Source organism: Anabaena sp. FACHB-595, assembly GCF_048568275.1.
Lineage (GTDB): Bacteria > Cyanobacteriota > Cyanobacteriia > Cyanobacteriales > Nostocaceae > Trichormus.
On sequence record NZ_CP183473.1, the window covers coordinates 3,779,242 to 3,802,703 of the forward strand.

The following is a 23,462-nucleotide window of genomic DNA, read 5'->3' on the forward strand; positions in this document are numbered from 1 at the left end:
CAATGACTACAGACAATTCAGCCCCCACAGCATCCCCTTGGTGGTCACTACCAGGAAAATTTTTGCGGCGAGAGTTTTTACCTGTACTGACAGATTTACGTTTAGCGATCGCTCTATTATTAATCATTGCTCTCTTCAGTATCTCTGGTACTGTGATTGAGCAAGGGCAATCACCAGCATTTTATCAATCTAACTACCCAGAACACCCCGCCTTATTCGGTTTCCTCACTTGGAAGGTGATCCAAGTGGTGGGGTTAGATCATGTTTATCGGACTTGGTGGTTTCTCTCCTTATTAGTTTTATTCGGGACTAGTCTGACCGCTTGTACTTTTACCCGTCAGTTACCAGCCTTAAAAACTGCCCAACGCTGGAAGTATTACGAAGAACCACGCCAATTTCAAAAACTCGCTTTAAGTGCAGAACTAGACGCTGGTTCTGTCAATTCCTTAAGCCAAATATTACAAAATCGCCGTTATAAAATTTTTCAAGAAAAAGACGATATTCTCTACGCTCGTAAGGGAATAGTCGGGCGCATCGGCCCTATCATTGTGCATATAGGTATCGTCACCATCCTCTTGGGGTCAATTTGGGGCGCAATGACAGGATTTATTGCCCAAGAAATGGTTCCCAGTGGCGAAACCTTCCAGGTAAAAAATATTATCGATGCAGGACCATTAGCAGCCGGACAATTTCCCCAAGACTGGTCTGTACGTGTTAATCGTTTTTGGATTGACTACACTCCTAAAGGTGGAATTGACCAATTTTACTCAGATATGTCTGTCTTAGATAATCAGGGACAGGAAGTTGACCACAAAAAGATTTTCGTCAACCAACCTCTGCGTTATCATGGCGTAACTTTCTACCAAACTGATTGGGGTATTTCTGGTGTTCGTGTCCGCCTCAACAAAAGCCCCATCTTTCAGCTACCAATGGCACTTTTGAATACTAACGGACAAGGGCGGATTTGGGGAACATGGATTCCGACAAAACCAGATTTGAGTGAGGGCGTTTCCCTGTTAGCGAAAGACTTGCAAGGTATGGTGTTAATCTATGATGCCCAGGGTAAGCTAGTTGATACTGTACGTGCAGGGATGTCTACTCAAGTAAATGGTGTGACACTCAAAGTTTTAGATGTAGTTGGTAGTACTGGCTTACAAATTAAAGCCGACCCTGGTATTCCCATTGTTTACACTGGCTTTGGTATCCTGATGCTGGGTGTAGTGATGAGTTACTTTTCTCACTCACAAATTTGGGCGTTACAAAAAGGCGATCGCTTATATGTTGGTGGTAAAACCAATCGCGCTCAAGTGGCTTTTGAACAAGAAGTTCTGGATATTTTAGAACGCTTGAATTCACAATCGGCGACAGTCATTAATCAGCAGTCCTAAATGTGATGGGGAAGGAGGTAATTATTATTCTTTCCCCATTTCTTCCATCTCTGATACAACCTGCATAAATTATACTCAGCTTAGGCGACACCGTAATCTGTATACTGACGTTTATAAGGAGCTTGCAAACCCAGGACAATATCTTCCCGTGGTACTCCCATCATCACTAATTCCTCTGCTGGATTGCGATCAGTTAAATTCTGTTGTAGCCATATTTTTCCATCTTTAATATCAAAATGAATCACGCATCGATAAATACGATTCAATCCTTGCCAACCTACATTCATCCATTGATAATGATTACGTTCTGTGTCTAAAATTAGTTGAACTTCAACATCTTGGTCTGAGACATCATCACTGGCGTAGTTAGTCAACAATGTTTTAACTAATTCTTGATATTTTACTAATTTATCCATTGTACAATAGCCTCCTTTTCCGGATCATAAATAATTAACAACACCTGATACTGTATTAGTTTTTATCGTCAATAGACCTTTCAAAGTGGTATCGATATTTTAGTCTAGAAAATACTGTATCCATGTGGCAACGAGTAATTCTTTTAACTAATGCAATACTGAGTTACATAGAGAAGATCGAAAATTTTGTTGCCGGAATTGATGCTTTTATTAGCCACCTTGAAAGTGCTGAGTCGCCATTTCCTCCTGTTGTGTGCAGTTCATGATGCGTATTTACTTTATTACGTGAGATTAAGGGAAATATAAAAAAATATTAATAGCCATATAGTTATACAATCATTAATAGTTAAATGATTTTGGGGCTAAAAATAGTCTGGATCTATCTGGGCAGTGGTAATTGCCGGACAGATTAATGCACAGCCTCTCTAAACCTAGAATAACAATCTTCACAACTCTGGTAGCCATCCAAAGTTGATGAATGTGACTGCCTAAAAATCTGGCGTTTGAATAACAAGGAAGCAAAAATGAGTAGCAATCTAGCTGTTAAACTGCGCGCTGGCACTCAAAAAGCTCACACAGCAGCAGAAAACGTGGGATTCATGAAATGTTTTTTGAAAGGCGTTGTCGATAGAGAAAGCTTCGCCAAATTTTTAAGCAACTTGTATTTCGTCTACAGTGAATTAGAAGCAGCGATTCAAAGCCATGCCAACAATCCGGCGATCGCCCCGATTTACTTCCCAGAACTGAATCGCCTAGCCTCTTTAGAAAAAGACATGGTATTTTACTATGGTAGTGAATGGCGTAGCCTCATCGCCCCCTCAGCTAGCGCTCAAGCTTATATCAAGCATATTCGAGAGCTTTCTGCCACTGCACCCGCTTTATTAATTGGTCATACCTACACCCGCTACATGGGCGACCTTTCTGGCGGTCAGATGTTGCAAAAAATTGCTCAGTCAACCTTAAAGCTCTCTGGCTACGAGGGTACATCCTTCTATAACTTTGAGCAAATCCCTGACAAAAAAGCCTTCAAAGACCAGTATCGTCAGGCATTGGACTCTGTACCCGTTGACGATGCCACAGCAGATAGAATTGTTGCAGAAGCCAATAGCGCTTTCCAGTTCAATATGCAAATGGCTACAGACCTAGAAGGTAATTTAATTAAAGCTCTCGGTCAAGTAGTATTTAATAGCTTGACTAGCACCCTCAACCCAGGTAGCACCGAAGCAGCAGCATCTTGAAGCAAGGAAAAAATGGGGGAGAAAGATTAGATAAAAATTTCCCCCAGTCCCCAATCCCTAGACCCTAATCCCTTCATTTAGTTCAATCAACACATCACGGTCTAGCGTTGATATCTAAACTAAGAAGCAGCTAGAGCATAAAGCTTTTATTAGCAATTTGCTGTGCGTCGAAAAACAAATTGCTTGTCCCCTATACCCATATAACCGACCACTAGTCAGTTATGACGGAAATCAAAATATCATTAGGCAAAATTCCCATAACTCAGTCGATAGGTGTTGTTGAATTTTGTAGCGCTTGCGCTTCCCATAGGGTATTTTGACTTCCACGTAGCGGCATGGTGTGGTTGCAGTACCTTGGAGGTTTTGATGGTTTTTGTCTTACCTGGTGTCAAGTTTGATCTAGACATGATCAAAAAATATGACACTCCTGCACCTAGATATACCAGTTATCCACCCGCTACACAGTTAACTGAAGGATTCAGCGCCGCCGATTATCAAAGTGCGATCGCCGCCTCAAATCACAGAAAATCGCCCATATCGTTGTATTTCCACATTCCCTTTTGTCAGAGTTCCTGTTATTTTTGCGGTTGTAATACGGTCATTTCCAACAACAAAAATATTGCTAAACCATACTTAGAGCATCTGGTGAGAGAAATCAAGCATACAAGTAACTTGATTGATCCAGATAGAAAAGTATTGCAAGTTCACTGGGGTGGTGGGACACCTAATTACTTAGATTGTGACCAAGTAGAATTTTTGTGGAAACATATTCATCGCCACTTCAATATTGATCCACAGGCAGAAATATCTGTTGAGATTAACCCCCGCTACGTTGATCAAAATTACATCTCCTTTTTGCGTGAGATTGGTTTTAATCGGATTAGTTTTGGTATTCAGGATTTTAATAGCCAAGTACAAAAAGCTGTCAACCGCATCCAACCGGAAGAACTGCTAGTGAATGTCATGAGTTGGATTAAAGCTGCTAAATTTGATAGTGTAAATGTAGACCTAATTTATGGTTTACCCCATCAAACCTTGCAAACATTTCGGGAGACGGTGAAAAAAACCGTTGCATTAGACCCCGATCGCATTGTAGTTTTTAACTTTGCCTACGTTCCTTGGTTGAAGCCAGCCCAGAAAAATATTCCCCTGGAGGCGTTACCCCAACCGCAGGAAAAGCTGGAAATTTTAAAAATGACTATTGAGGAACTGACTAATAGCCAGTACCTATTTATCGGGATGGATCATTTTGCCAAACATAACGATGAGTTAGCGATCGCCCAACGTAACCACACCCTCCAGCGCAACTTCCAAGGTTACACCACCCACGCCGGTACAGAACTTTTCGGCTTTGGTGCGACATCTATTAGTATGCTGCATGATGCTTATGTGCAGAATCACAAGCAGTTAAAAGAATATTATCAAGCCGTTGCTGGTGATGCTTTACCTGTGAGCAAGGGTATCAAACTCACAACCGATGATATTCTCAGACGGGATGTGATTATGTGTATCATGTCTAACTTTTATCTGCATAAACAAGAGATTGAGGACAAATATCACATTAATTTTGATGAATATTTCTCTCAAGAAATTGCAGCTTTAAAACCATTAGCGGCTGATGGATTAGTTAGTCTTTCCAGCAAACACATCCAAGTAACAGAAATCGGTAGATTACTAGTAAGGAATATCGCTGTTGTCTTTGATATTTATCACCACAATCAAGACAAACAATTCTCTCGGACTATTTAATTCAGAGGGGCGCGGGGTGAGACAGCGCGGTCTTGGGGGTTTCCCCCATAAGCGACTGCGAACCCGAAGGGCTGAGGTATGGGAGAAAAATTTACCTAGTCTCCAATCCTCAGTTTTTTTATAGTCCTCTGATTGGTGCTAGTTTCGGACTTGATGAACTTCAGGGTCATGCGATCGCAACTGATTAATTTACTGAGTCAGATCCAGAGGCTTCCTTTAGTTCGCTCCAAGTGAATTGTTATACGGCTATTCACCTCCACAGCCTCCACCTCCACAGCCTCCGCAACCTCCACCTCCGCAATCACTGCCGCCATCATTGCCATCAGACTCACCAGAACTATGACCACTAGAATCGCCCCATCCCCATCCACTACCCCAACCCCCGCAGCCAGCAGATCCACAACCACTGCCGCCCCAACCTCCTCTGATACGAGGGAGTGAAGGATTCTTCATCAAATCTACTATCCCTACAAGAAATCGTATAACGCCAAATGCTGCCGCAATACAAATAACGGCGAGTATAGCCCCTGTAAATGGATCGATATTGTTTTCAAAATTGCCTATATAACAACCGCTTAATATCAAAGCGAAAAGAATAGCGGTACTTGTTGTTGCTGCTTTTTGAACTTGCAGCTTTGCCAATACCCAATTTTGTTGAGTGTTGACGCGCACAAAATATAAATCGCGCCCAAAACGATCCTTTGGTGTAGACCAAATCTCTAATGGAGGTTTTACTTCAAAAAATCGTTCGTAGCTCTCCAAAGTCTCGCTATACCAATCATCAAATTTTTGATTTTCAGCCTCTCCGCCAAGAGTTGGATCATGATGCAACGGTGTTTGCAAAACCTGTGAGCAGAACTCTTCCCAATATGATCGCGTATAGGTCAAATGCAGATGCCAAACTTGGTCTACTTGGTCTGAAGGGGTAACTGGATGCCCTGCTGCTACAGCCAAAAAAGCGAACTTCTTGTACTCCTCAATGGTTTGCCGAGCGTACTGCAATGACCAGCCATTATCTCTTGCCAGTCGTTTGCTAAATGATAACGGAGCATCTGGTTTGTCTAACGAAAATGCTTGAATTCGCTCATATAACTCTATTTGCTCAGTATTCATTGCTTGAACACCCGTGCTAGCTAACCCTTCAGAGTTCACCATCTTTTTTACTGAATTTGGATAAACTTTACTCAGAATTTAACATCGCCTTTAACATTCGTCGAAAGCTGACATAGTTCTGAAGTCTAATGAATAGCACTACAACTGTTTCTCCACAGAGGACTCAAGCCGTATAACAGTGAATTTGTGCGGCGGCAGACAAGCTTGAACTCTCACCGACAATTTCTGCTCCGTCCGCACCAACGCAGTGTTAGCTGGCTTACCTTACCAATAACCCTTAAGTACAATTAGAGGATTCAAGGCTGAAAACGAAGGTGTTGAAGATATCGCACTTGAGTAATGGTCTCGAAGTCACGATCATCATGGATCAAAAGTAAATTATTTTCCAGTGTCACTTGAGCAATACAGCAATCGATTGGACTACGAACGGTAAGCCCTTGGCGGCGCAAGTCGTAGTAGATACGTGCAGCCTCTCGCCACGAAGAAGGTGTTAGTTCAACGTAGTCTTGTGCTTCAAGATAAGTAGAGAGGAGAGTCCACTCTTGCTCATTCAGACTACCTTGCAACAATTCAAGCTGGGTGAACCGAGTGAGTTCTGCCGATTCGCAACCAGGGTTTCAAGTTGCTGGCGAACTTGACCACTACGATTACGGAAGACGCTGATCCATACAGATGTATCAATCAGCAACATAACGAGTTTCACGTAGGGCTTTATAATCAAAATCTGGGGCAAATTGAATCTGTCCCGCAAGGTCGAGAAGGTTTTTCTTACGGCGCGATCTCACGAATTCTTGTAGAGCAAGATTCATCAGTTCTTCTTGGGTGGTGAGGTTAGTCAGTTGAAAAGCTTCGTTGAGAAGCGATTCATCAAGGTTAAGGGTAATTTGCATAGATATGGATATTGGATTGAAGTAGGCATAATTATTCTCTTTACATTTTAACCAAATAGATGACCAACCCACCTCTGGGCATATCTTTGTTAGTTGGCTGAAGTCTTATGTATCACTACCAATATCTCCCAACAGTCCGCTCCAGCCGGGTTGTTATGCGGCGATCGCCATTGACTAGCCACAGAACAAAGACAACCTTGAGACTCCAGTCCATACTTAAAGCGCCTTAAAGTATCTAGCCACTGGGAAAAGCTCAAAACCTGCCTTCTCATAAGTGTGACGTGCTGGAGCATGACCAGGATCACCTGCCGTCTCAACCATCGCAATAGACATCCCAGCATCTTTCATCTGATCTAAAGCAAATTCTATCAAAGCGCTGCCAATGCCATGACCTTGAAAATCTGGATCGACAGCAACCATGTAGATTTCACCCATACTGTCTTCTGAGTGTAGTTTCATAGCGACAAAGCCCACAGTAGAGCCTTCATCGATCGCAACCCATACATTCGTGTCTTCCGCAGCACAGACATCCTCAACAGATTTTTGCTGACTCACTTGCCATTGATTGGGATAGAACGCCTGATATACATCAGCATTCATAACGCTCTGAAGTGAATCAAAGACCGGAGTCCATGCCCGAAGCGAAAGCCGAACAACAGCCTCAAGATGATGGGGGGTGTATGCTTCAATGTGCATTTTGATGTCGCAACAAAAATCTGTGAACTTCGCCAAGCATAGTACAAAATACTACAAAACAATATCGTCTAAATTTTGGATACTCACAGATAGCCTTTAAACTGCTACCCTACCCAGAATTGAGCCACATAACTATATTATTATACGGAAAGTTTCCGTATAATTTTTTGTCAATCCTAATATATCAAGCATTACAACGAACTCCTGTCTGAATATACGGAAAACTTCTTTTTTACATCCCTGCCTGGGTATTATGCCAGATTTCTTCGTGATTTTTTATACCTATACTCATGTTCTGAATCGGGGTGGTAAGGCTGTGCGTAGCCCCCTTGATTAGAAATACTGGCATATATTTTGCATGAATTTTGAACACCTAAAATGGTACAAAGTTAACACCCTAGCTCATAGCCATAACACCACACAGCAGGCAAGTGGATTGCTGATGGGTATTCTGCTTCATCTTCCACCAGTAAAATTCGCATCGCCTTAATGCAAGGGTTAAGCAATTACTTTGCTTTCATCACAAAGAGAAATAATTTGGTTTATAAAAGCTTTCAGTTCTGGACAAGCTTGAATGGCAACTATCAAATCATTTTTCTCCAAAATTTTTTTGCCATGAATGGGCTTGTTATAATCTTGCCTTCCTCCTGATTTGAAAATTTCTTTAAGATGGTAGGAAGGCGGTTGCTGGTGATTTACAGTTTCAGGAGAACCACTAGGAGCAGAGCGGTTATGTTTTGCTAAGGATTGGATAGTTTTCCAGTACGGGAGGAGCCATGCTTCAAAGTCATGCAGTGCTGTGTGAGGATAAAATTTGGGGTTGTTACCAGCCCACTTCATCATTTGGGCTTTAGCATCAGCTGCATCTTGAAAATCTTTAGTTCCTGTATACACGTCTGTGAGAGCAATTACAGCATCATAAACACTATTACCGGTCAGTAAATTTTCAACTACACGCCTGAGTTTTTCTTCTTTAGGAATTCGACCGTTTTGCGGAATAAACTTGAGCTTTGGCATTTGTTGTCCTAAACGAGTTTGGAGAAACTTACGTAGTTCTTCTCTAAAAGCTACCTCAGTAGCCCCTTCAACTAAGATGGCAATTTTCATGGGCGACCACCCATTAAATTCATCGCCCAAACTTGATCAAGGCTGTAGTCTTCTAACCATTTATCTAAATCAAGCGTATCTGCCCAAGTCATTCTTGCCTCACCTTCCTCAAGATCACAAATTAAAACTTCATGTGGTTCAAGAAACCTAATGAGTCGATCTGAATGGGTTGCTACTATAAGCTGTGTATATTTTGAAGCTTCTCTCATCCAATAAACTAAATGTCTCAAAAGCTCAGGATGCAAGCTAACTTCTGGCTCATCTAGTAAAGTAATTGTTGTTAAACTCTGGCTTTGTAAAAGGGTCACTAGCCAAAGGAAACGTAGCGTTCCTTCTGATAATTCATGCACATATATGGGTTGAGAAAAGTTTCTGTCTGTCCAAGTCATGGAAATAGTTCCGGCGGCGACAGGAGGGAAGTTTAACCTCTCAAAATCTGGAAATGCTGTAGAAACAACATCCTCTACCATTTCAAAACGATCTCCATCTGTTTCCCGAAGATCATAGAGACAGGAAACTAAGTCTTCACCACTTGCACCAGGTAGCTTGGCAGGGCGCATTGGCTGAGGCAAGCGAATCGGGCTTTTCTCAGAAACATCAAGCGCTCCATAGTAAGTGCAAGAAGCAAGACTTTTTCTCAAGTTCTCAGGTTCACGATACATTTTAGGAACTTGAGAGAGTGATGTTTCAAGCGGATTATGTTCCCAATTTGGTCTTAAAAGCCCACTACCTTCCTGAAAATATTTGATATCTAATCCATGCGATTCAATATATTTAAACGGTTCAGACTTGTTTGGATTTCGTTGCTGTGTTAAAGTTTCGTTTCTAATTTCGTAAGATAGTCCTTTAGGAGACAAGGTTAAACCATACTTCAAAGGTTGCTCTTGTGGGACTCTCATGGAAACTTCAATTTCAAGCTCCTGCGCTTTGCCTCTGGTTAAAATCTCATTTAATCCACCTTTAGATTGCAACGTTTCTTGCAACTTGCCATTGGCTGAAGCAGCTAGTGTTGAAAGAACATCCAAAAACGAAGTTTTTCCTGCTCCATTCGCCCCAATCATGACAATAAGATCTCTCATCTCAAGGTCAATTTGTCGAAAGCGGCGAAAGCCTCTCACTGATATATTTTCAAATCTGTCCATACGGCTGTAATTACCAGTAAAAGTCGTCGAGCTTGCTTAGGCGATGAAGTCTATATCGTTCCTAGTATAGCAATAGACCACAGTTGTGCCATTTGAGCTTGTGTCTTATCCCCGTGCATCACTGCAAACTGGCTAAACTTTTCCCAGTCAGTTATTTTGGCTTTTGTTGTGTTGGGAAGATTCGGCTTGGATTGGTAGTCCCCTGTTTGAGCATACCTTTGTAGCCACAGATTTATAGTGTTGCGACTTCACCTCCACAGCCTTTACAAAAACATCTGCAATTGCACCTGGATTTCATCTGTCCTTTGGCAAACTATGGAGAACTTTTGTTTAATTCAGTATCTATTGTGAGGAGTGTTATGAAACCTTTTATGTTAGTGAGTTCCATTTTGGATTTATTACCCTATTTGGCGTTGCTGTCCGCGATGGCTTGTTGTTGGTAGACAACTATAACAATAAGTTTGCTCAGGGAATGCTCCTTAAAGATGTGATTGTCAACGGTTCTCCGGAACGAGTGAACGCCATTCTGATGACCGCACTTACTTCCACACTAGGGATGCTGCCTTTGGCGATCGCTAGTGGGGCTGGAAATGAAATTCTACAACTCTTAGCAATTGTCGTTTTAGGCGGTTTATTTACATCTACAGCTTTGACTTTATTAGTTATTCCAGCTCTCTACGCCAAATTTGGCAAACAATTAATGCCTCAACAGAAACCTGTTTTGATTAACCAAACCTGGTCAAACTAATAACAATGATGCTGTGACAAAAAAGTGCTGTGAAAATCATGAGTTTACTTGGGCTTTCACCTGATACTTGTAGCAATCTTGTGGATAATTCCTCTTAGTCGAATTCTATTCCGCGAACGGTGAGACTTTTGGTAAAATATAAATAAATTACCAAAATTTTGGCTTATGTCTGACTCAATGAACTCTTTACGCACTTTGAGTCAGATTATTTGCCACGATTGTGCTTTTCACGCCAAGGTAGAAGGAGCGATCGCCTGTGTTCACCCGGAAGAATTAGGGGTAAACTGTGCCGTTGTCATTTTCTGCAATTCCTTCCAACCATCCCAAGAAATTGATAGTCCTTGTGTGACTTTCGGTAGCGATGACGTAGAATAGCCCACTTAGTAGTGGAGGGTAGGGCGCAGTGAGAGGAATCACTGACAACTAACAACTGACAACTGACAGTTAAATCTTGAACTTACCTTGAGCAAAATCCAGTTTAAACTGCTCCAAACAGCCTTCTAATCGGGATAACATCTCTTCAATCCGAGCATCGCTGCTCAGGTGAGGTTTGGCTACTTTCACTAAACTAGACAGTTCCCGTGCGGTTTTTTGCTGTCGTAGCCAGTCCTGCAATTTTCGGGCTGGAGTCAGGAGATTATCTAACTTATTAGTAGTCTTGTTATTCGCCCATCCACCTGTAGAAAAACGGGGTTGATAAAAGTGACTCAGGGAGTAAGACTGATACTCAAGTTTCATAGAAGCACACCAATCTTGCCACTTGAGGGGCAGAATCGAGGGATGGGTGCTGACTGGAATCCACGGTACTCGTAGGGTATCTGCAACAATCGCTCCGTGCATGGCTTCACAAACCAGAACTTCTGTTTGACGAATGCGTGTCAAAATATCTTCAATTTCCCAAGCTGGACTGATGTAGCCAAAACCCAATTGATCACAAACTCTCTGCCAACCATCTCCCGCAAAATTATAGTGAGGCATATAGGAGAATTTATATTTTTTGGGAACGGAACTGTGATCTATTAATTTACGTAGCAAGAGTGCGCCATCTGTAACCGCTAAATCGCTACTCAAACCCAGTTTTTCTGCTGAGATTGGCCCTCGTACACAGTAGATATGGTAAGACTCATCAATCACAGGGGTAGCTTTTTCGTAGCCTGCGCCTGTGCTAAAAATAACTCGCAATTTTGCCTGGGGGGTACGGCGTGGGAGTGCGTCGTTAATGAGCGTTCCAATTCCCACAAAAGCGCAATTGGCATCATCATCTAAGATTCCAGGAATCAGTTTTTCCCACAACCAAGGATTCAGCGCATCTCCAAAATTTTGCCTACCTTCTGGATACTTGCAATAGTAAAGTTTCATAGTTAACTAAAATATAACTTTCATGAGCATAGAGACTAGAGATTATATCGTGTCCGGTTGAACACCTATCATACCCGTGGCCTTGGTCATTAGTAACCAGTAATAAGCTATTACGCATTTAATGTATATTTCGCACTCAGGTTGTCAAAAGTCCAAAGTCCACAGTCCACAGTCCAAGCTAGCCTTTGACTCTGGAGTCTTGACTATGGACAGCCCTGACGCAAGAATATTTGATTTAGGTGCGTATCACCCTAGTTACCCATTACTAATTACCCATGACCATTTCAACCAACCATATTGTAAGTAATTAACCGGACTTGAATAGTGATTTTTTCACAGATCAGTAAAGATTTATAAACCTGGCAAGATAGCCAAATTTGCGAAATATATCAATGAAAAACCAATTTCTAACCTTCAAGTAGCTGTCTAGCAAAGGCGATCGCTGCTTCTGTTGTTGTCACTTTCCCCTCAATTCTGGCGATCGCAATCTCTGTTAGTAATTCTCCCACCAGTGGCGAGGGGGGAAGATCGAGTGCTATCATTAGATTTTTACCACTTACTAGCTGAGTGGGATGAGCGACCAGATCATCAGGGTTAAGGTAGCGGGTGATCAATGGAGAGTAAGCGGATAGCCGATTGTCGCCAGACATCGCCTCTACCAGGATATCTTGTACTAAAGCTAAAACAGCGATCGCTGCAAATACCATACCTGCTTCTTGAAACACAAAGTACTGTTCTCGCAAGGTATTAGCTGTTTTTAGCTGGGGAAATAGTTTCACAGCCGTAGTTACAGCGCGAATCTCGGCGCGACTGTAGGTGAGTTTTTGCAGCTCGATTTCTGCAACACTTGGATCAGGGTGGACTAGACAAGCGAGTTTGGCAATACTTAGCCAAGTGGTTTTTACTGTTTCCCGGACGTATCCTTGCAGTTCCACACCTAGTTGCGGCCACTGTTTTGCCAATAAATCAGCGACTTCATCAACTACCGCTAATTTACGAAAGCTTTCAGGTGTGGTATTTGGGAAGAATTGCTTGAGTAAACCATCATTCTCAGCAATTGCCATCCAAGTATGACCTTGAGGACTAGCAAGTAAATAGCCAATTTCTACTCGCACTCGTTCGGCGGCGACTTGACACAGATGTGATGCTAAATCACGAATAGCGGCTTGGGTTGTCGGTTCAATAGTAAAGCCTAGTTGAGCGGCTTGGCGGTAAGCTCGTAATAAACGTAAAGGGTCGTCTTTGAGGTTAGCTTTGGCTATCATCCGCAACACACCCGCCTGTAAGTCAGCATAACCGTTGAGGGGGTCGATGATTTCTTGGGTGTGGGGATTGTAGGCGATCGCATTAACTGTAAAATCCCTTCTATGCAGATCAGTCTCTAAACTATCCCCTTCCTGTTGAGCAAAGTCGGCTGTAGCCTGGGGAAATACCACCCGCGCAATTCGCCGCACCGGATCGAGTAAAACAAAACCAGCTTGGTAACGATGAGCGATCGTTCTAGCTACTTTCACAGCGTCCGATGGTATCACAAAATCTAGATCCAGATATTCTCGACTTCTACCTAGCATGGCATCCCGCACCGCACCACCAACCATATAAGCAGGTTGTGGCAACCATTCCAGGCTAAAAGGCCAATTTTCAGATGCTAGGGTAGAAGGAACAAATCCAGACATTGTAATAAAACTCTAACCAGTAACTGGTGCTGAATGCTTTAGCTTAAGCTAGATTAACAATAAAGGACTTGGAGTTGGTTCTATTATGTGTATTTGCGTAAACTGCCACTATGTAGACCGTTGTGTAACTTATAATGCCGTAGAAGCACAACACCAACAACCCCATTTAACTGAAACCCCAGATTTTGACCCTAATGAACCCTCCATCAACGTTAACATTCGCACCAAAGATGATGTGATTGAAATGGAATGGGATGTTGTTGGTTGTCTCAGCTTTAAGTCAGAAATGGGCAAGTGGTCGAAGTTGCGTCCGGGTGAGTTAGTCCCGACTTGATTAATTTGTCAATCAGAGGAAAAGGATAGTTTGATTTGGCGCTTGCTAGGCTTTCAGGTTGACGCGCTACTACACATAACTCAAAAATAAGGTAGTAGCTCTATACTAATTTACTTTGACTACGCAAATAGAAGACCTCAAATCAACAAAATACGGTTTATCCCTCCACACTACTACCCCAGAATTGGGGCTAGCAATTAGTAACTTTGCTGGCGAAACTCGCTCCCAAGTGTGGAATTTAGGGCGAGATTTATCTAGTTATATACATCAATATTTAGTAGAATTTATCGCCCCCCAAACTTGGGCAGACTTGGCTTTTATTGCAGTTGCCAAAGGGCCTGGAGGTTATACGGGAACTCGTATTGGTGTTGTCCTGGCTCGCACTTTAGGGCAACAGTTAAATATTCCTGTGTTTGCAATTTCTACCTTAGCCGCAGTGGCTTGGGCAGAAGTCGGTAAAAATCAACAAACAAAAGCTCTTGCAGTGGAAATGCCGGCTCAAAGAGGTCAGATTTTTGGCGCGATTTATCAGTCTTCTTTGCATGGTAATGAATTAACAACTTTATTACCTGATACAGTATTTACACCACAAGCATGGCAGGAGATTCTAGCTAACTGGCAAAGTGATTACCAGTTAGTAGAAGCCAAAGTCGATTTAGCAGCAACGGTGACAAGTATTTTGGAGCTTGCTAATTTAGAATGGCAACAAGGTAAGCGCCCTAACTGGTCGGAAGCTTTACCGTATTATGGACAACATCCTGTAGATGTATGAAGAAGGCAGGGAGCATGGAGGTTATAAAAGTAATGACTGTTAACTGTTGACTAATCATTAATTTTGAATTTTGAATTTTGTAGCTTTAGCTTCCCGTAGGGTATTTTGAATTGATTCATGACCATAATCTTAACTAACGATGACGGTATTGATGCACCGGGGATTAAAGCCTTAGCTCAAGCTGTCAGTGGCAAAAACTTTATCGTTGCTGCACCTAGAGACCATCAATCAGGTTGTGGTCATCAAGTTACTACTACTCGGCCAATTAATCTCCAGAGACGTTCTGATAGTGAGTATGCGATCGCTGGTACTCCTGCCGATTGTATCAGAATTGCAATTACACAAATTTCACAGGATGTCAAGTTTGTTTTGTCAGGTATCAACGCTGGTGGTAACTTGGGAGTTGATGCTTACATTTCTGGCACTGTTGCGGCTGTCCGAGAAGCTGCTATGCACGGTATTGCCGGGGTTGCTATTTCTCACTATCGTAAAGCCAAGCAAAATTTTGATTGGGAACTAGCTGCTAAATGGACGGCAGAAGTTTTAGAGGAATTACTGCACCGTCCTTTAGAACCGGGATACTTTTGGAATGTCAATTTACCCCATCTACAACCAGGGGAAACCCAACCAGAGTTGGTGTTTTGTCAGCCTTGCACTAAACCTCTACCAGCCAACTATCGCATTGATGGTGACGATTTTTATTATGTGGGTGAATATGGCAAGCGTGAACGCACACCAGGGAGTGATGTGGATGTTTGTTTTACAGGTAACATTGCCATTACACAATTAAGGGTTTGAACTCAATCCCGATACCCTCATAAGCTATTCTGCTTTTAAGTTGCACAATCCATCGTGAGGGCTGTTGACAGTCAACGGTTAACGGTTAACAGTTAACAGTCCTTGTTAGTAGTTGTACAATTTAGCCGCGCATTAGCTTACTGTCACAAAGGTAAAACTTACAAATCATCGTCACAATCTGGTTGTATCCCCGTCATATCCAACTGCTAAGTTAAAACTACACAGCCGACACCTTCACTACGGAGGCTTTGTAGATAGTTGGTATGTTTAATTTTGTTCTGGCTACATTTTTGGTGAGTTTACTCACTGCATCTGGTTGGGCGGCGATCGCCTACCTATTTCCTCAGAATCATTCCCAAGATTCATGATCATCCATAACTCTTTTACCCAAGCGTCAGTACATGACGCTTGCTTTTTTTGATTTTAATTCCAATATGAGCATTAAATCAATTCGCAATAGCCTGCGGCGAGGCTAACGCCAACGCAATTCACAATTGCCTAGTGCTTTAGGGCTAGTATTTGTACCCAGCGCTCATTTCATATTTTAACCCAATCCATTTCGTGAATAGGTATTTATATTTGCTGTTAATTTTTGATTTTTTTGCTATTAAATCCGTTGTGTAATTAATTCGACCAAGTTATTTTGGAGGAATAATCAAATTTGTTTCCCAGAGCCTTGATTATGAATCAAATACAATTAACTCTATGGATTAGTTACTTACTCATGACTTGCTATTTTTTTAGCAACTGGGTGAGATTTTCCCTGCGCCATCCTACGTCTTCCCCAGAAGATAAGTTTTTAACTCTTGTCATGTGTTTAATTACAACAGTTTTCTGGCCTTTAATTGTACCAGTGTCATTAATTGAAATCATTAAGCACAGAAAAATAGAGGTTAGCACTATCATTCCTGTCTTGTTAGCGATATTCGCTGTAACTATTTCTTACCTAATATCAGAGTTATCTACCTAAGCCAAGAATTTATCTGTAAGTTGCAACGCTGTTAAATTTCTTCACATAGTTAGAAATATGAGCGTTAGCCTACGTATAAAATTTTACTCAATTATTAAAAATTAAACCAGAAGCGCTGAGTGTGACAATTTTGTCACAATTTAGGGAAATTTAGACAAAGTTTTTCAAAGTTACCCCTAGTTATAAATTAAACCTGAGATAATGAGGAGCTAGAGCAAGGATTGGCTGTTTAACTTGTGGTGCTGGATGTGTCATTTATTTGTGAGCTAGTTTAATGCCATCCTTGTGGGTGGATATTTTTCAAAATTAATGACATCTACTACCTGTAAATAAGCTTATGTCAGATGCAACTCCCAAAAATCCAGTTGTTATGCTCCACGGTTACTCTGATACGGGGAACTCTTTTCAAACGTGGATAAAAAAGTTTCAAGAAAATAATTATGATGTCAAGATTATTCATATTTGTAAATATGTATCCCTATCTAATGAGATTAACATTGAAGATATTGCTGAAGGACTAGATCAAGCTTTAGCGGAGAAATTAGGTAATAACAGAACCTTCGATGCGATCGTTCACTCAACTGGAATGTTGGTGATTCGTGCTTGGTTGGCGAAATACTCTAGCCAAGGTTATTATCGACTCCAGCACTTGATTGGATTAGCACCAGCCACTTTTGGTTCTCCTATTGCCCACAAAGGCCGCAGTTTTTTAGGTGCGCTGTTTAAAGGAAACAGAGAGTGGGGGCCAGACTTTTTAGAAGCAGGAACTCGCATATTAGATGCGTTGGAATTAGGTAGTAAGTTCAGTTGGGATTTGGCGCATAAAGATTTACTAGGTGAAACCACATTTTACGGTTCAGATAGTGATACACCTTTTGTATTTACCTTCTGTGGAACACAACAGTTCTTTCAATCATCATTAATAAATAACTTTCTTGGAAGAATCACAAATAGAGTTGGTGTACCGCTTGATGGTACAGATGGTGTTGTCAGGTGGGCTGGATGTGAACTGAGAACACGTAAAATAACTATAGATTTTACTAAACAGCAACCTGAAGATAAATTATCTATCTCACCCTGGAAAAATAGTGGTATTGCCCATGCAGTGAGAGTTAAGGATCATAACCACGGCAGAATTATGGGTGATCCTAGTTCAGACTTGGTAGAGTCAGTATTTCAGGCATTACAATTTACATCTGAACAAGATATTAATATTTGGCATCAGACAACTTTAAAGACCCTATCACCAAATGATTCCGAGAATGCAGAATGGCAACAGTTTATCATTCGGGCGATAGATGATAATGATGAGCCAATCCCTGATTACTATATTGAATTGGCAACAGCACAAAACAACCAATGGAAACGAATTGAAGATTTTGGTGTAGATGTTCACGTATATGCACAAGATAAGAGTCTACGCTGTTTTCATGTAGACATCACAAAGACTAAAAATTTGCAAAATTTGCAGATACGTATTGTTGCGTCATCAAATTCAGAGTATGTGCGTTATACAGGATATGCTTCTAGTGCAGAAAATTTTGATTCTATTACCGATTTAGAGCTAGATATTTCTCATATTTTGCAGCAGAAAGAGATCAAATTTTTCTATCCATTTACCACAACGCTAGTGGAAATAAGACTTAAGCGACAAACAAGAAAACGATTATTGCAGTTTATGGCTTTCGCTGAATCAAAATTGTGACATATCTCTTCCTTAAACAATCTTCCCGGCTTTACCAAACTCTCGCTTGATAGCGGCTTGCAAATCCTCTTGGTGAATCACGGTATCACCTCGCTTGAGGGTTTGCAGGCAGCAATACTGTACCACATTCATAATGTCGGCTCCACTCAGTTCATAGGTGGTTGCAAGTTCCCAGAGGTTGACTACCTCAGCTAGCTCGACCTGGAATGGAAAAGCCATTTGCCATATTTGCAATCGCTCTTTAGAACTGGGTAGGGGAAAATGAATTATTGCTTGAAAGCGACGGATAAAAGCGTCATCAATGTTGCTCTTGAAGTTAGAAGAGAGGATAACTAATCCATCGTAGTTTTCCACACGCTGTAATAGGTAACTAACTTCTTGGTTGGCGTATTTGTCGTGAGCATCACGCACATTTGTACGTTTGCTAAATAGAGCATCAGCCTCATCAAAGAATAAAATCCAATCTTTACTCTCAGCTTTAGCGAAGAGATTAGCCAAGTTTTTTTCGGTTTCACCAATAAACTTGGATACCACCATTGACAGGTCGATTTTGTAAACTTCTTTGTTTGTATACTTGCCTAGAAGACTAGCGGTGAGTGTTTTACCTGTACCAGGGGGGCCGTGAAATAAAGCCCGATAGCCTAGCTTAAGTTTTCTTTTCATTCCCCAATCATAAAGGATGGTGGAACCGTGGGTTATCCAGGCTTTGAGGTCATGAATCTGATCTAAGGTCTGTGTATTGAGTACTAAATCTTCCCATTCCATTTCTGTCGAGATGCGTTGAGCAGGAAAGTTGATACTGAATTGAGGGGAAGAAAAGTGACCTTGAGTAAACAAATCTATATAGTCTTGGGTGATGATGAGTTTACCACTCATGAGAGGCTCACCATCGGCTGGTGGCTCTAGGTATAGCACTCGTTCACGGACAAACAGATGCTCATTATGAAAGAGTTGCTGGAGACGAAAGCGATCGCTAAACTGATTTCCTGCCACTATAAATAGTATTGTCTCACCAGTGGGCAAAAATCCCCGATGGGACTTTCCCCGCCAACCGCCAATTTGGGGATAATCGCCTGCTTGCGGTAACTGGGAGGTGATGAGTTGATCAAAAAAATCTGCCTGTAAATGGGGTGCTAAGGCTATCAACAGAGTCAGTTGTTCAGCAGTATTTAATTGATGCTTGCAGATAAATTGAGTTAGAGGTGTTTCTGCTGTTAATAAATCATGGGGTGGCTGAGGAATGGTAATTGCTTGCTGTTCCTGATTGTGAAAAGATGAAGTGATCCGCCACTGAATCACCCTAGCAAGGTAATCAAGCGCATATTGCAGGGTTTGAGCATTTGCATCAAGCGTCATCATTTGATTTAGCCTAATTGAATGTTGATATTACTTCATAAAAAGTCTTACAAATTTACGTGTTTTGTGATTAGTGAATAAAATTGACTGGGATATTTTTAGAAAATTTATGATCTGAAGTTTTAATCTAAATTTAGAAGTAAAATTTGCAATATGATAAACCCATGTTCTCATATTTAGGAGGACAACATTAGCTTTTATGCAAGAGTCTGTAGTTGAGCAAAATCAGAACTCCCAGAATAATATCATGCCAATTCTTTACAACAGGAATGATGCTTATGTGCAGATCAATCCTGTGCAAGAGCAGGCGACACAATTATGGGAAACTCTCTCACAACAGGATACGGCTGTTGTTTACCAACAAGCCGTTGCGAAGACTTGGAAACTGTTAAAACAGGCGATCGCTCTGATTGTCTTTTTATTTGTTTCCTTGGTTGCCCTGATATTTTGGATTTGGGGTATAGGTTTTCAAAGTGGTTTTCATTTTCGCAAATGGCTAGAAGTTAAACAGCCCAATGTGAATGAGGTAGTAGGTTTATTTCTAAAAATTCTGTTCTGGCCTTTAATACTAGCTTTTCAGTGGGCTAACTCGTTTGTCAAAAAATATTTGGGTTGGGAAGTTCAATTTGACCTCTCAAGCTCAGAAACCACCCCAGAGACAACTGGAGAAACGTCTACTCCTCCGAAAGATTCATTAACAAATTAGGGAGACCGGGGATTGGGCGAAACTCTGGGAGTAAGTTCTCCCCCTGTCCCCCTCTGCCTCATCTATGACTAGTTGAGGGAATTTTGTCATCATGGGCAGAATCTAGCGGTAGGTGTGGGGAATTGGGTCTAAAGCGATCGCGGATTTTACTAATCACGATGTACAGAATAGGCACAACAAACAAACTCAATACAGTTGAGACAATCATTCCCCCCACCACGGCTGTACCGAGAGATTTTCTACTAGCTGCACCCGCGCCTATGGGATTGATTAATGGCCAGACACCAAGAATGAAAGATAGGGAAGTCATGAGAATAGGTCGCAACCTTTCTTGTGATGCTTGCACGGTGGCTTTGATAATTGGCAAACCCCCTTCGCGCAGTTGATTGGCAAATTCCACAATCAAAATGGCGTTTTTACTTGCCAAACCAATCAACATGACTAGACCTACTTGGCAAAATACGTCATTACTCAGACCCCGCAGCCACTGAGCCGATAAGGCTCCCAAAATAGCTAGGGGAACTGACAGCATAATAATTAATGGGTCAACGTAGTTCTCATATTGAGCTGCCAACACGAGAAAAACAAAGACTAAGCCTAGTCCAAAAATCAGGGGCGCTTGACCTCCTGATTCTTGTTCTTCCGCAGTTATCCCCGACCATTCGTAACCCATACTGGCGGGTAAAACTTCTTTTGCTAATTTTTCCATAGCTGTAGTTGCTTGACCAGAACTATAACCAGGCGCAGCCGCACCGTTGATGGTAATTGAACGGAATAGGTTGTAGTGGTTGATTGTTTGCGCTCCAGTCGCCGGAGTAATTGTCACTAGATTACTCAGGGAAATCATTTGATCGTTGGCAGAGCGGACATATAACTTACCAATATCCTCAGGGTTAGAACGGAATTGAGCATCTGCTTGTACGTAAACCCGGTAAGTTCTTTGTTGGAAATTAAAATCGTTGACGTACCTGGAACCCAAGTAAGATTGCAGAGTGTTAAATACTTCGTCTACATCAACTTGTAAAGCTTTGGCTTTGTTGCGGTCGATGTCAATTAACATCTGGGGTGTGTTAGCACTAAAAGTACTAAATACACCTTGTAAACCAGGAGTCTGATTACCGCGCATCATGATTTCTCCCATGACTTGCAGCAAATTTTCTAAGCCAGTGTTACCTGCTCTATCTTGCAGTTCAAATTGAAAACCGCCGAAACTTCCTAAACCATCAATGGGTGGAGGACTAACGGGGAAAATTCTGGCTTCGGTGATGTTGGAGAAGACTCCTGCCAACTTACCAATAATTTCTGGTGCTGATTGTCCTGGTTGTTGGCGCTCATCCCAAGGCTGGAGAGTAGTAAAAATTACCCCACTGTTGGCACTGTTACCACTAAAACTAAAGCCACCAATGGCAAAAGTACCTGTAACTTCTGGCAATTTGAGGATTTCTTTTTCCACCTGAGCCATGACATTGCTGGTGTAGTTAAGAGAAACTCCTTCTGGCCCTTGGATGATCGTGATGAAATAGCCTTGGTCTTCTTCAGGAATAAATGCTGTGGGTACGCTGAGATAAACCCAGCCTGTTAAGGCTATAGAAGCGAGGAATAATAAGACAACGATCGCCCTAACCTTCACGAGAAAATTAAGCGATCGCTCATATCCCCGGCGCATCCAATCCAAAAACCTATTTACCTGGTGAAAAATCTTGCCTAACCAACCACGGGGGCGCTGTCCCCGACGTAGCAATAAGGCTGAAAGGGAAGGTGTGAGTGTCAGAGCCAAAAAGGTGGAGATGACCATCGAAAAGGCAATGGTCAGGGCAAACTGTTTATAAATCTGTCCTGTAGTACCTGGGAAGAAGGCAACGGGAACAAATACCGCCATCAACACTAAGGAAGTGGCAATTACAGCCCCAAATAGTTCCCGCATGGACTCGGATGCAGCCTGACGGGGTGACATTCCCTCTTGCTCAATTAACCGGGAGATGTTTTCCACCACAATAATTGCATCGTCCACCACTAACCCCGTAGCTAATGTCAGACCAAACAAAGTTAAGGTGTTAATGGAAAATCCAAAAACCTTAATAAAGGCAAAAGTCCCAATCAAAGTTAGGGGAATGGTAATTACCGGAATCAGGGTTGTACGCCAGTCCTGCAAGAAGATAAAAATTACCAAGACAACTAGAATCAGCGCTTCTATCAATGTCTTGACCACTTCTGCAAGGGATTCCTCCACAAACAGGGTTGTATCAAACGCCACCTGATATTTCAACCCTGGAGGAAAGCTTTGCGCTAACCGAGCCATTTCGGTTTTCACTGCTTTGGATACTTCTAAGGCATTACTACCTGGGGTAGGGAATATCCCTATACCCACACCCTCATTACCTCGGAATCGCAGAAAAGAACTATAATTTTCCGCCCCTAATTCTGCCCGACCCACATCTTTGAGCTTGATGAGTGTGCCATCGCTTCCAGTCTTAATTACCATGTCGGCAAATTCCGTTGCTTCGGAGAGTCTGCCGCGAGCCTGTAAGTCTATTTGATACATCTGGTCTGGTAGGGAAGGCTGCTGTCCGATTTGCCCCACCCCTACCTGTATGTTTTGTTCGTTGATGGCATCAATCACATCTTGAGCCGTCAACTTGCGACTGGCTAGACGATTCGGGTCAAGCCACAATCGCATAGCATAGCGCCGTTCACCAAAAATCCGCGCCTCGCCTACACCATCAAGCCTTTTCAGGGCATCTACTATATATTGGTCGGCGTAGTTACTTAAAAATACGGTGTTATATTCCTGTTGTTCGCTATACAGCCCCATCGCTAACAGGATATTGTTAGATTGTTTGCTGACTGTGACCCCAGTACGTTGTACAGCCTCTGGTAACTGGGGCTGGGCAATGGACACGCGGTTTTGGACATCAACGGCGGCAATATCTTTGTCCCGTGATGGGTCAAAGGTGATGGTAATAGTGCTAGTACCATCGTTACTACTGCTAGATGTCATGTACTTCATACCTTGAACGCCATTGATTTGGCGCTCCAAGATATTTGTCACCGTATTTTCTACGACTTCCGCACTGGCTCCAGTATAGTTAGCATTAACAACAATTTGTGTGGGGCTAATTTCAGGATAGCGATCGGTAGGCAGCGTAGGTATACTGATTGCGCCTACTAGCAAAATGATAATGGCGCAGACACTTGTAAATACAGGTCGCCTGATAAAGAAGTCAACAAACATTGGGGAATGGGGATTAGGGATTAGGGAATGGGGATTAGGGATTAGGGATTAGGGATTGGAAGTAAGA

Annotated in this window: 20 protein-coding genes and 2 pseudogenes; 10 read left to right on the forward strand and 12 right to left on the reverse strand. The window is 42.1% G+C overall.

What is annotated here, in order from left to right; all coding sequences use genetic code 11:
- Positions 1–2: 2 nt before the first annotated feature.
- Positions 3–1,388, forward strand: coding sequence for a cytochrome c biogenesis protein (locus ACN222_RS15615; protein WP_010997274.1), 1,386 nt, complete (start codon positions 3–5; stop codon positions 1,386–1,388).
- 80 nt (positions 1,389–1,468) lie between these two features.
- Here the strand turns inward: ACN222_RS15615 and ACN222_RS15620 are convergent, their stop codons facing one another.
- Entirely contained in the window at positions 1,469–1,804 is a 336-nt protein-coding gene (locus ACN222_RS15620; RefSeq protein ID WP_010997275.1) for a XisI protein, read from the reverse strand.
- Positions 1,805–2,328: 524 nt separating this feature from the next.
- Here ACN222_RS15620 and ACN222_RS15625 point away from each other — a divergent pair.
- On the forward strand, positions 2,329–3,042 hold the full coding sequence (locus ACN222_RS15625) for a heme oxygenase (biliverdin-producing) (RefSeq protein WP_010997276.1): 714 nt from the start codon (positions 2,329–2,331) through the stop codon (positions 3,040–3,042).
- A gap of 366 nt (positions 3,043–3,408) precedes the next feature.
- Positions 3,409–4,791: an oxygen-independent coproporphyrinogen III oxidase gene (hemN, locus tag ACN222_RS15630; RefSeq protein ID WP_010997277.1), complete on the forward strand. Its 1,383-nt coding sequence runs from the start codon at positions 3,409–3,411 to the stop codon at positions 4,789–4,791.
- Between the two features lie 246 nt (positions 4,792–5,037).
- Here the strand turns inward: hemN and ACN222_RS15635 are convergent, their stop codons facing one another.
- The 7 genes and pseudogenes from ACN222_RS15635 to ACN222_RS15665 form a co-directional block, all read right to left on the reverse strand.
- The gene (locus ACN222_RS15635; RefSeq protein ID WP_010997278.1) at positions 5,038–5,946 is read right to left on the reverse strand and encodes a glycine-rich domain-containing protein; all 909 of its coding nucleotides are present in this window, start codon (positions 5,944–5,946) and stop codon (positions 5,038–5,040) included.
- A gap of 254 nt (positions 5,947–6,200) precedes the next feature.
- Positions 6,201–6,473: a PIN domain-containing protein gene (locus tag ACN222_RS15640; RefSeq protein ID WP_010997279.1), complete on the reverse strand. Its 273-nt coding sequence runs from the start codon at positions 6,471–6,473 to the stop codon at positions 6,201–6,203.
- A 108-nt stretch (positions 6,474–6,581) separates the two neighbouring features.
- Positions 6,582–6,794: a type II toxin-antitoxin system VapB family antitoxin gene (locus tag ACN222_RS15645; RefSeq protein ID WP_044521634.1), complete on the reverse strand. Its 213-nt coding sequence runs from the start codon at positions 6,792–6,794 to the stop codon at positions 6,582–6,584.
- 216 nt (positions 6,795–7,010) lie between these two features.
- A complete protein-coding gene (locus ACN222_RS15650) occupies positions 7,011–7,490 on the reverse strand; it encodes a GNAT family N-acetyltransferase (RefSeq protein ID WP_010997281.1) in 480 nt (159 codons plus the stop codon).
- A 498-nt stretch (positions 7,491–7,988) separates the two neighbouring features.
- Positions 7,989–8,597, reverse strand: a complete 609-nt coding sequence (locus tag ACN222_RS15655; protein ID WP_010997282.1) for a DUF4276 family protein — start codon at positions 8,595–8,597, stop codon at positions 7,989–7,991.
- Entirely contained in the window at positions 8,594–9,739 is a 1,146-nt protein-coding gene (locus ACN222_RS15660; RefSeq protein WP_010997283.1) for an AAA family ATPase, read from the reverse strand. The genes ACN222_RS15655 and ACN222_RS15660 overlap by 4 nt, the downstream gene beginning before the upstream one ends.
- A 77-nt stretch (positions 9,740–9,816) precedes the next feature.
- Positions 9,817–9,987, reverse strand: a pseudogene (locus tag ACN222_RS15665) (IS630 family transposase); the annotation flags it as partial.
- A gap of 143 nt (positions 9,988–10,130) precedes the next feature.
- Between ACN222_RS15665 and ACN222_RS15670 the strand changes: the two are divergent.
- Both ACN222_RS15670 and ACN222_RS15675 read left to right on the forward strand, forming a co-directional pair.
- Positions 10,131–10,487: pseudogene (locus ACN222_RS15670) on the forward strand (efflux RND transporter permease subunit); the annotation flags it as partial.
- Positions 10,488–10,652: 165 nt separating this feature from the next.
- A complete protein-coding gene (locus ACN222_RS15675) occupies positions 10,653–10,862 on the forward strand; it encodes a hypothetical protein (protein WP_010997285.1) in 210 nt (69 codons plus the stop codon).
- A 69-nt stretch (positions 10,863–10,931) separates the two neighbouring features.
- On the opposite strand, the gene ACN222_RS15680 is transcribed toward ACN222_RS15675, so the two are convergent.
- Positions 10,932–11,846 (reverse strand): polysaccharide pyruvyl transferase family protein, encoded by a 915-nt coding sequence (locus ACN222_RS15680; protein WP_010997286.1) that lies wholly within the window; start codon positions 11,844–11,846, stop codon positions 10,932–10,934.
- 407 nt (positions 11,847–12,253) lie between these two features.
- The gene (locus ACN222_RS15685) at positions 12,254–13,522 is read right to left on the reverse strand and encodes a CCA tRNA nucleotidyltransferase (RefSeq protein WP_010997287.1); all 1,269 of its coding nucleotides are present in this window, start codon (positions 13,520–13,522) and stop codon (positions 12,254–12,256) included.
- An 85-nt stretch (positions 13,523–13,607) separates the two neighbouring features.
- Here ACN222_RS15685 and ACN222_RS15690 point away from each other — a divergent pair, with 85 nt between their 5' ends.
- From ACN222_RS15690 to ACN222_RS15705, 4 genes are all read left to right on the forward strand, one after another.
- Positions 13,608–13,856, forward strand: coding sequence for a Ycf34 family protein (locus tag ACN222_RS15690; protein ID WP_010997288.1), 249 nt, complete (start codon positions 13,608–13,610; stop codon positions 13,854–13,856).
- Between the two features lie 115 nt (positions 13,857–13,971).
- Positions 13,972–14,628, forward strand: a complete 657-nt coding sequence (tsaB, locus tag ACN222_RS15695) for a tRNA (adenosine(37)-N6)-threonylcarbamoyltransferase complex dimerization subunit type 1 TsaB (RefSeq protein ID WP_044521636.1) — start codon at positions 13,972–13,974, stop codon at positions 14,626–14,628.
- A gap of 117 nt (positions 14,629–14,745) precedes the next feature.
- Positions 14,746–15,426 (forward strand): 5'/3'-nucleotidase SurE, encoded by a 681-nt coding sequence (gene surE / locus ACN222_RS15700; RefSeq protein ID WP_010997290.1) that lies wholly within the window; start codon positions 14,746–14,748, stop codon positions 15,424–15,426.
- A 1,307-nt stretch (positions 15,427–16,733) separates the two neighbouring features.
- Positions 16,734–18,101, forward strand: a complete 1,368-nt coding sequence (locus ACN222_RS15705) for a lipase family alpha/beta hydrolase (RefSeq protein ID WP_010997291.1) — start codon at positions 16,734–16,736, stop codon at positions 18,099–18,101.
- 12 nt (positions 18,102–18,113) lie between these two features.
- Here the strand turns inward: ACN222_RS15705 and ACN222_RS15710 are convergent, their stop codons facing one another.
- The gene (locus ACN222_RS15710; protein WP_010997292.1) at positions 18,114–19,460 is read right to left on the reverse strand and encodes an ATP-binding protein; all 1,347 of its coding nucleotides are present in this window, start codon (positions 19,458–19,460) and stop codon (positions 18,114–18,116) included.
- A gap of 196 nt (positions 19,461–19,656) precedes the next feature.
- Here ACN222_RS15710 and ACN222_RS15715 point away from each other — a divergent pair, with 196 nt between their 5' ends.
- Positions 19,657–20,163, forward strand: coding sequence for a hypothetical protein (locus ACN222_RS15715; RefSeq protein ID WP_010997293.1), 507 nt, complete (start codon positions 19,657–19,659; stop codon positions 20,161–20,163).
- 58 nt (positions 20,164–20,221) lie between these two features.
- On the opposite strand, the gene ACN222_RS15720 is transcribed toward ACN222_RS15715, so the two are convergent.
- Positions 20,222–23,395, reverse strand: a complete 3,174-nt coding sequence (locus ACN222_RS15720) for an efflux RND transporter permease subunit (RefSeq protein ID WP_010997294.1) — start codon at positions 23,393–23,395, stop codon at positions 20,222–20,224.
- Between the last annotated feature and the right edge of the window lie 67 nt (positions 23,396–23,462).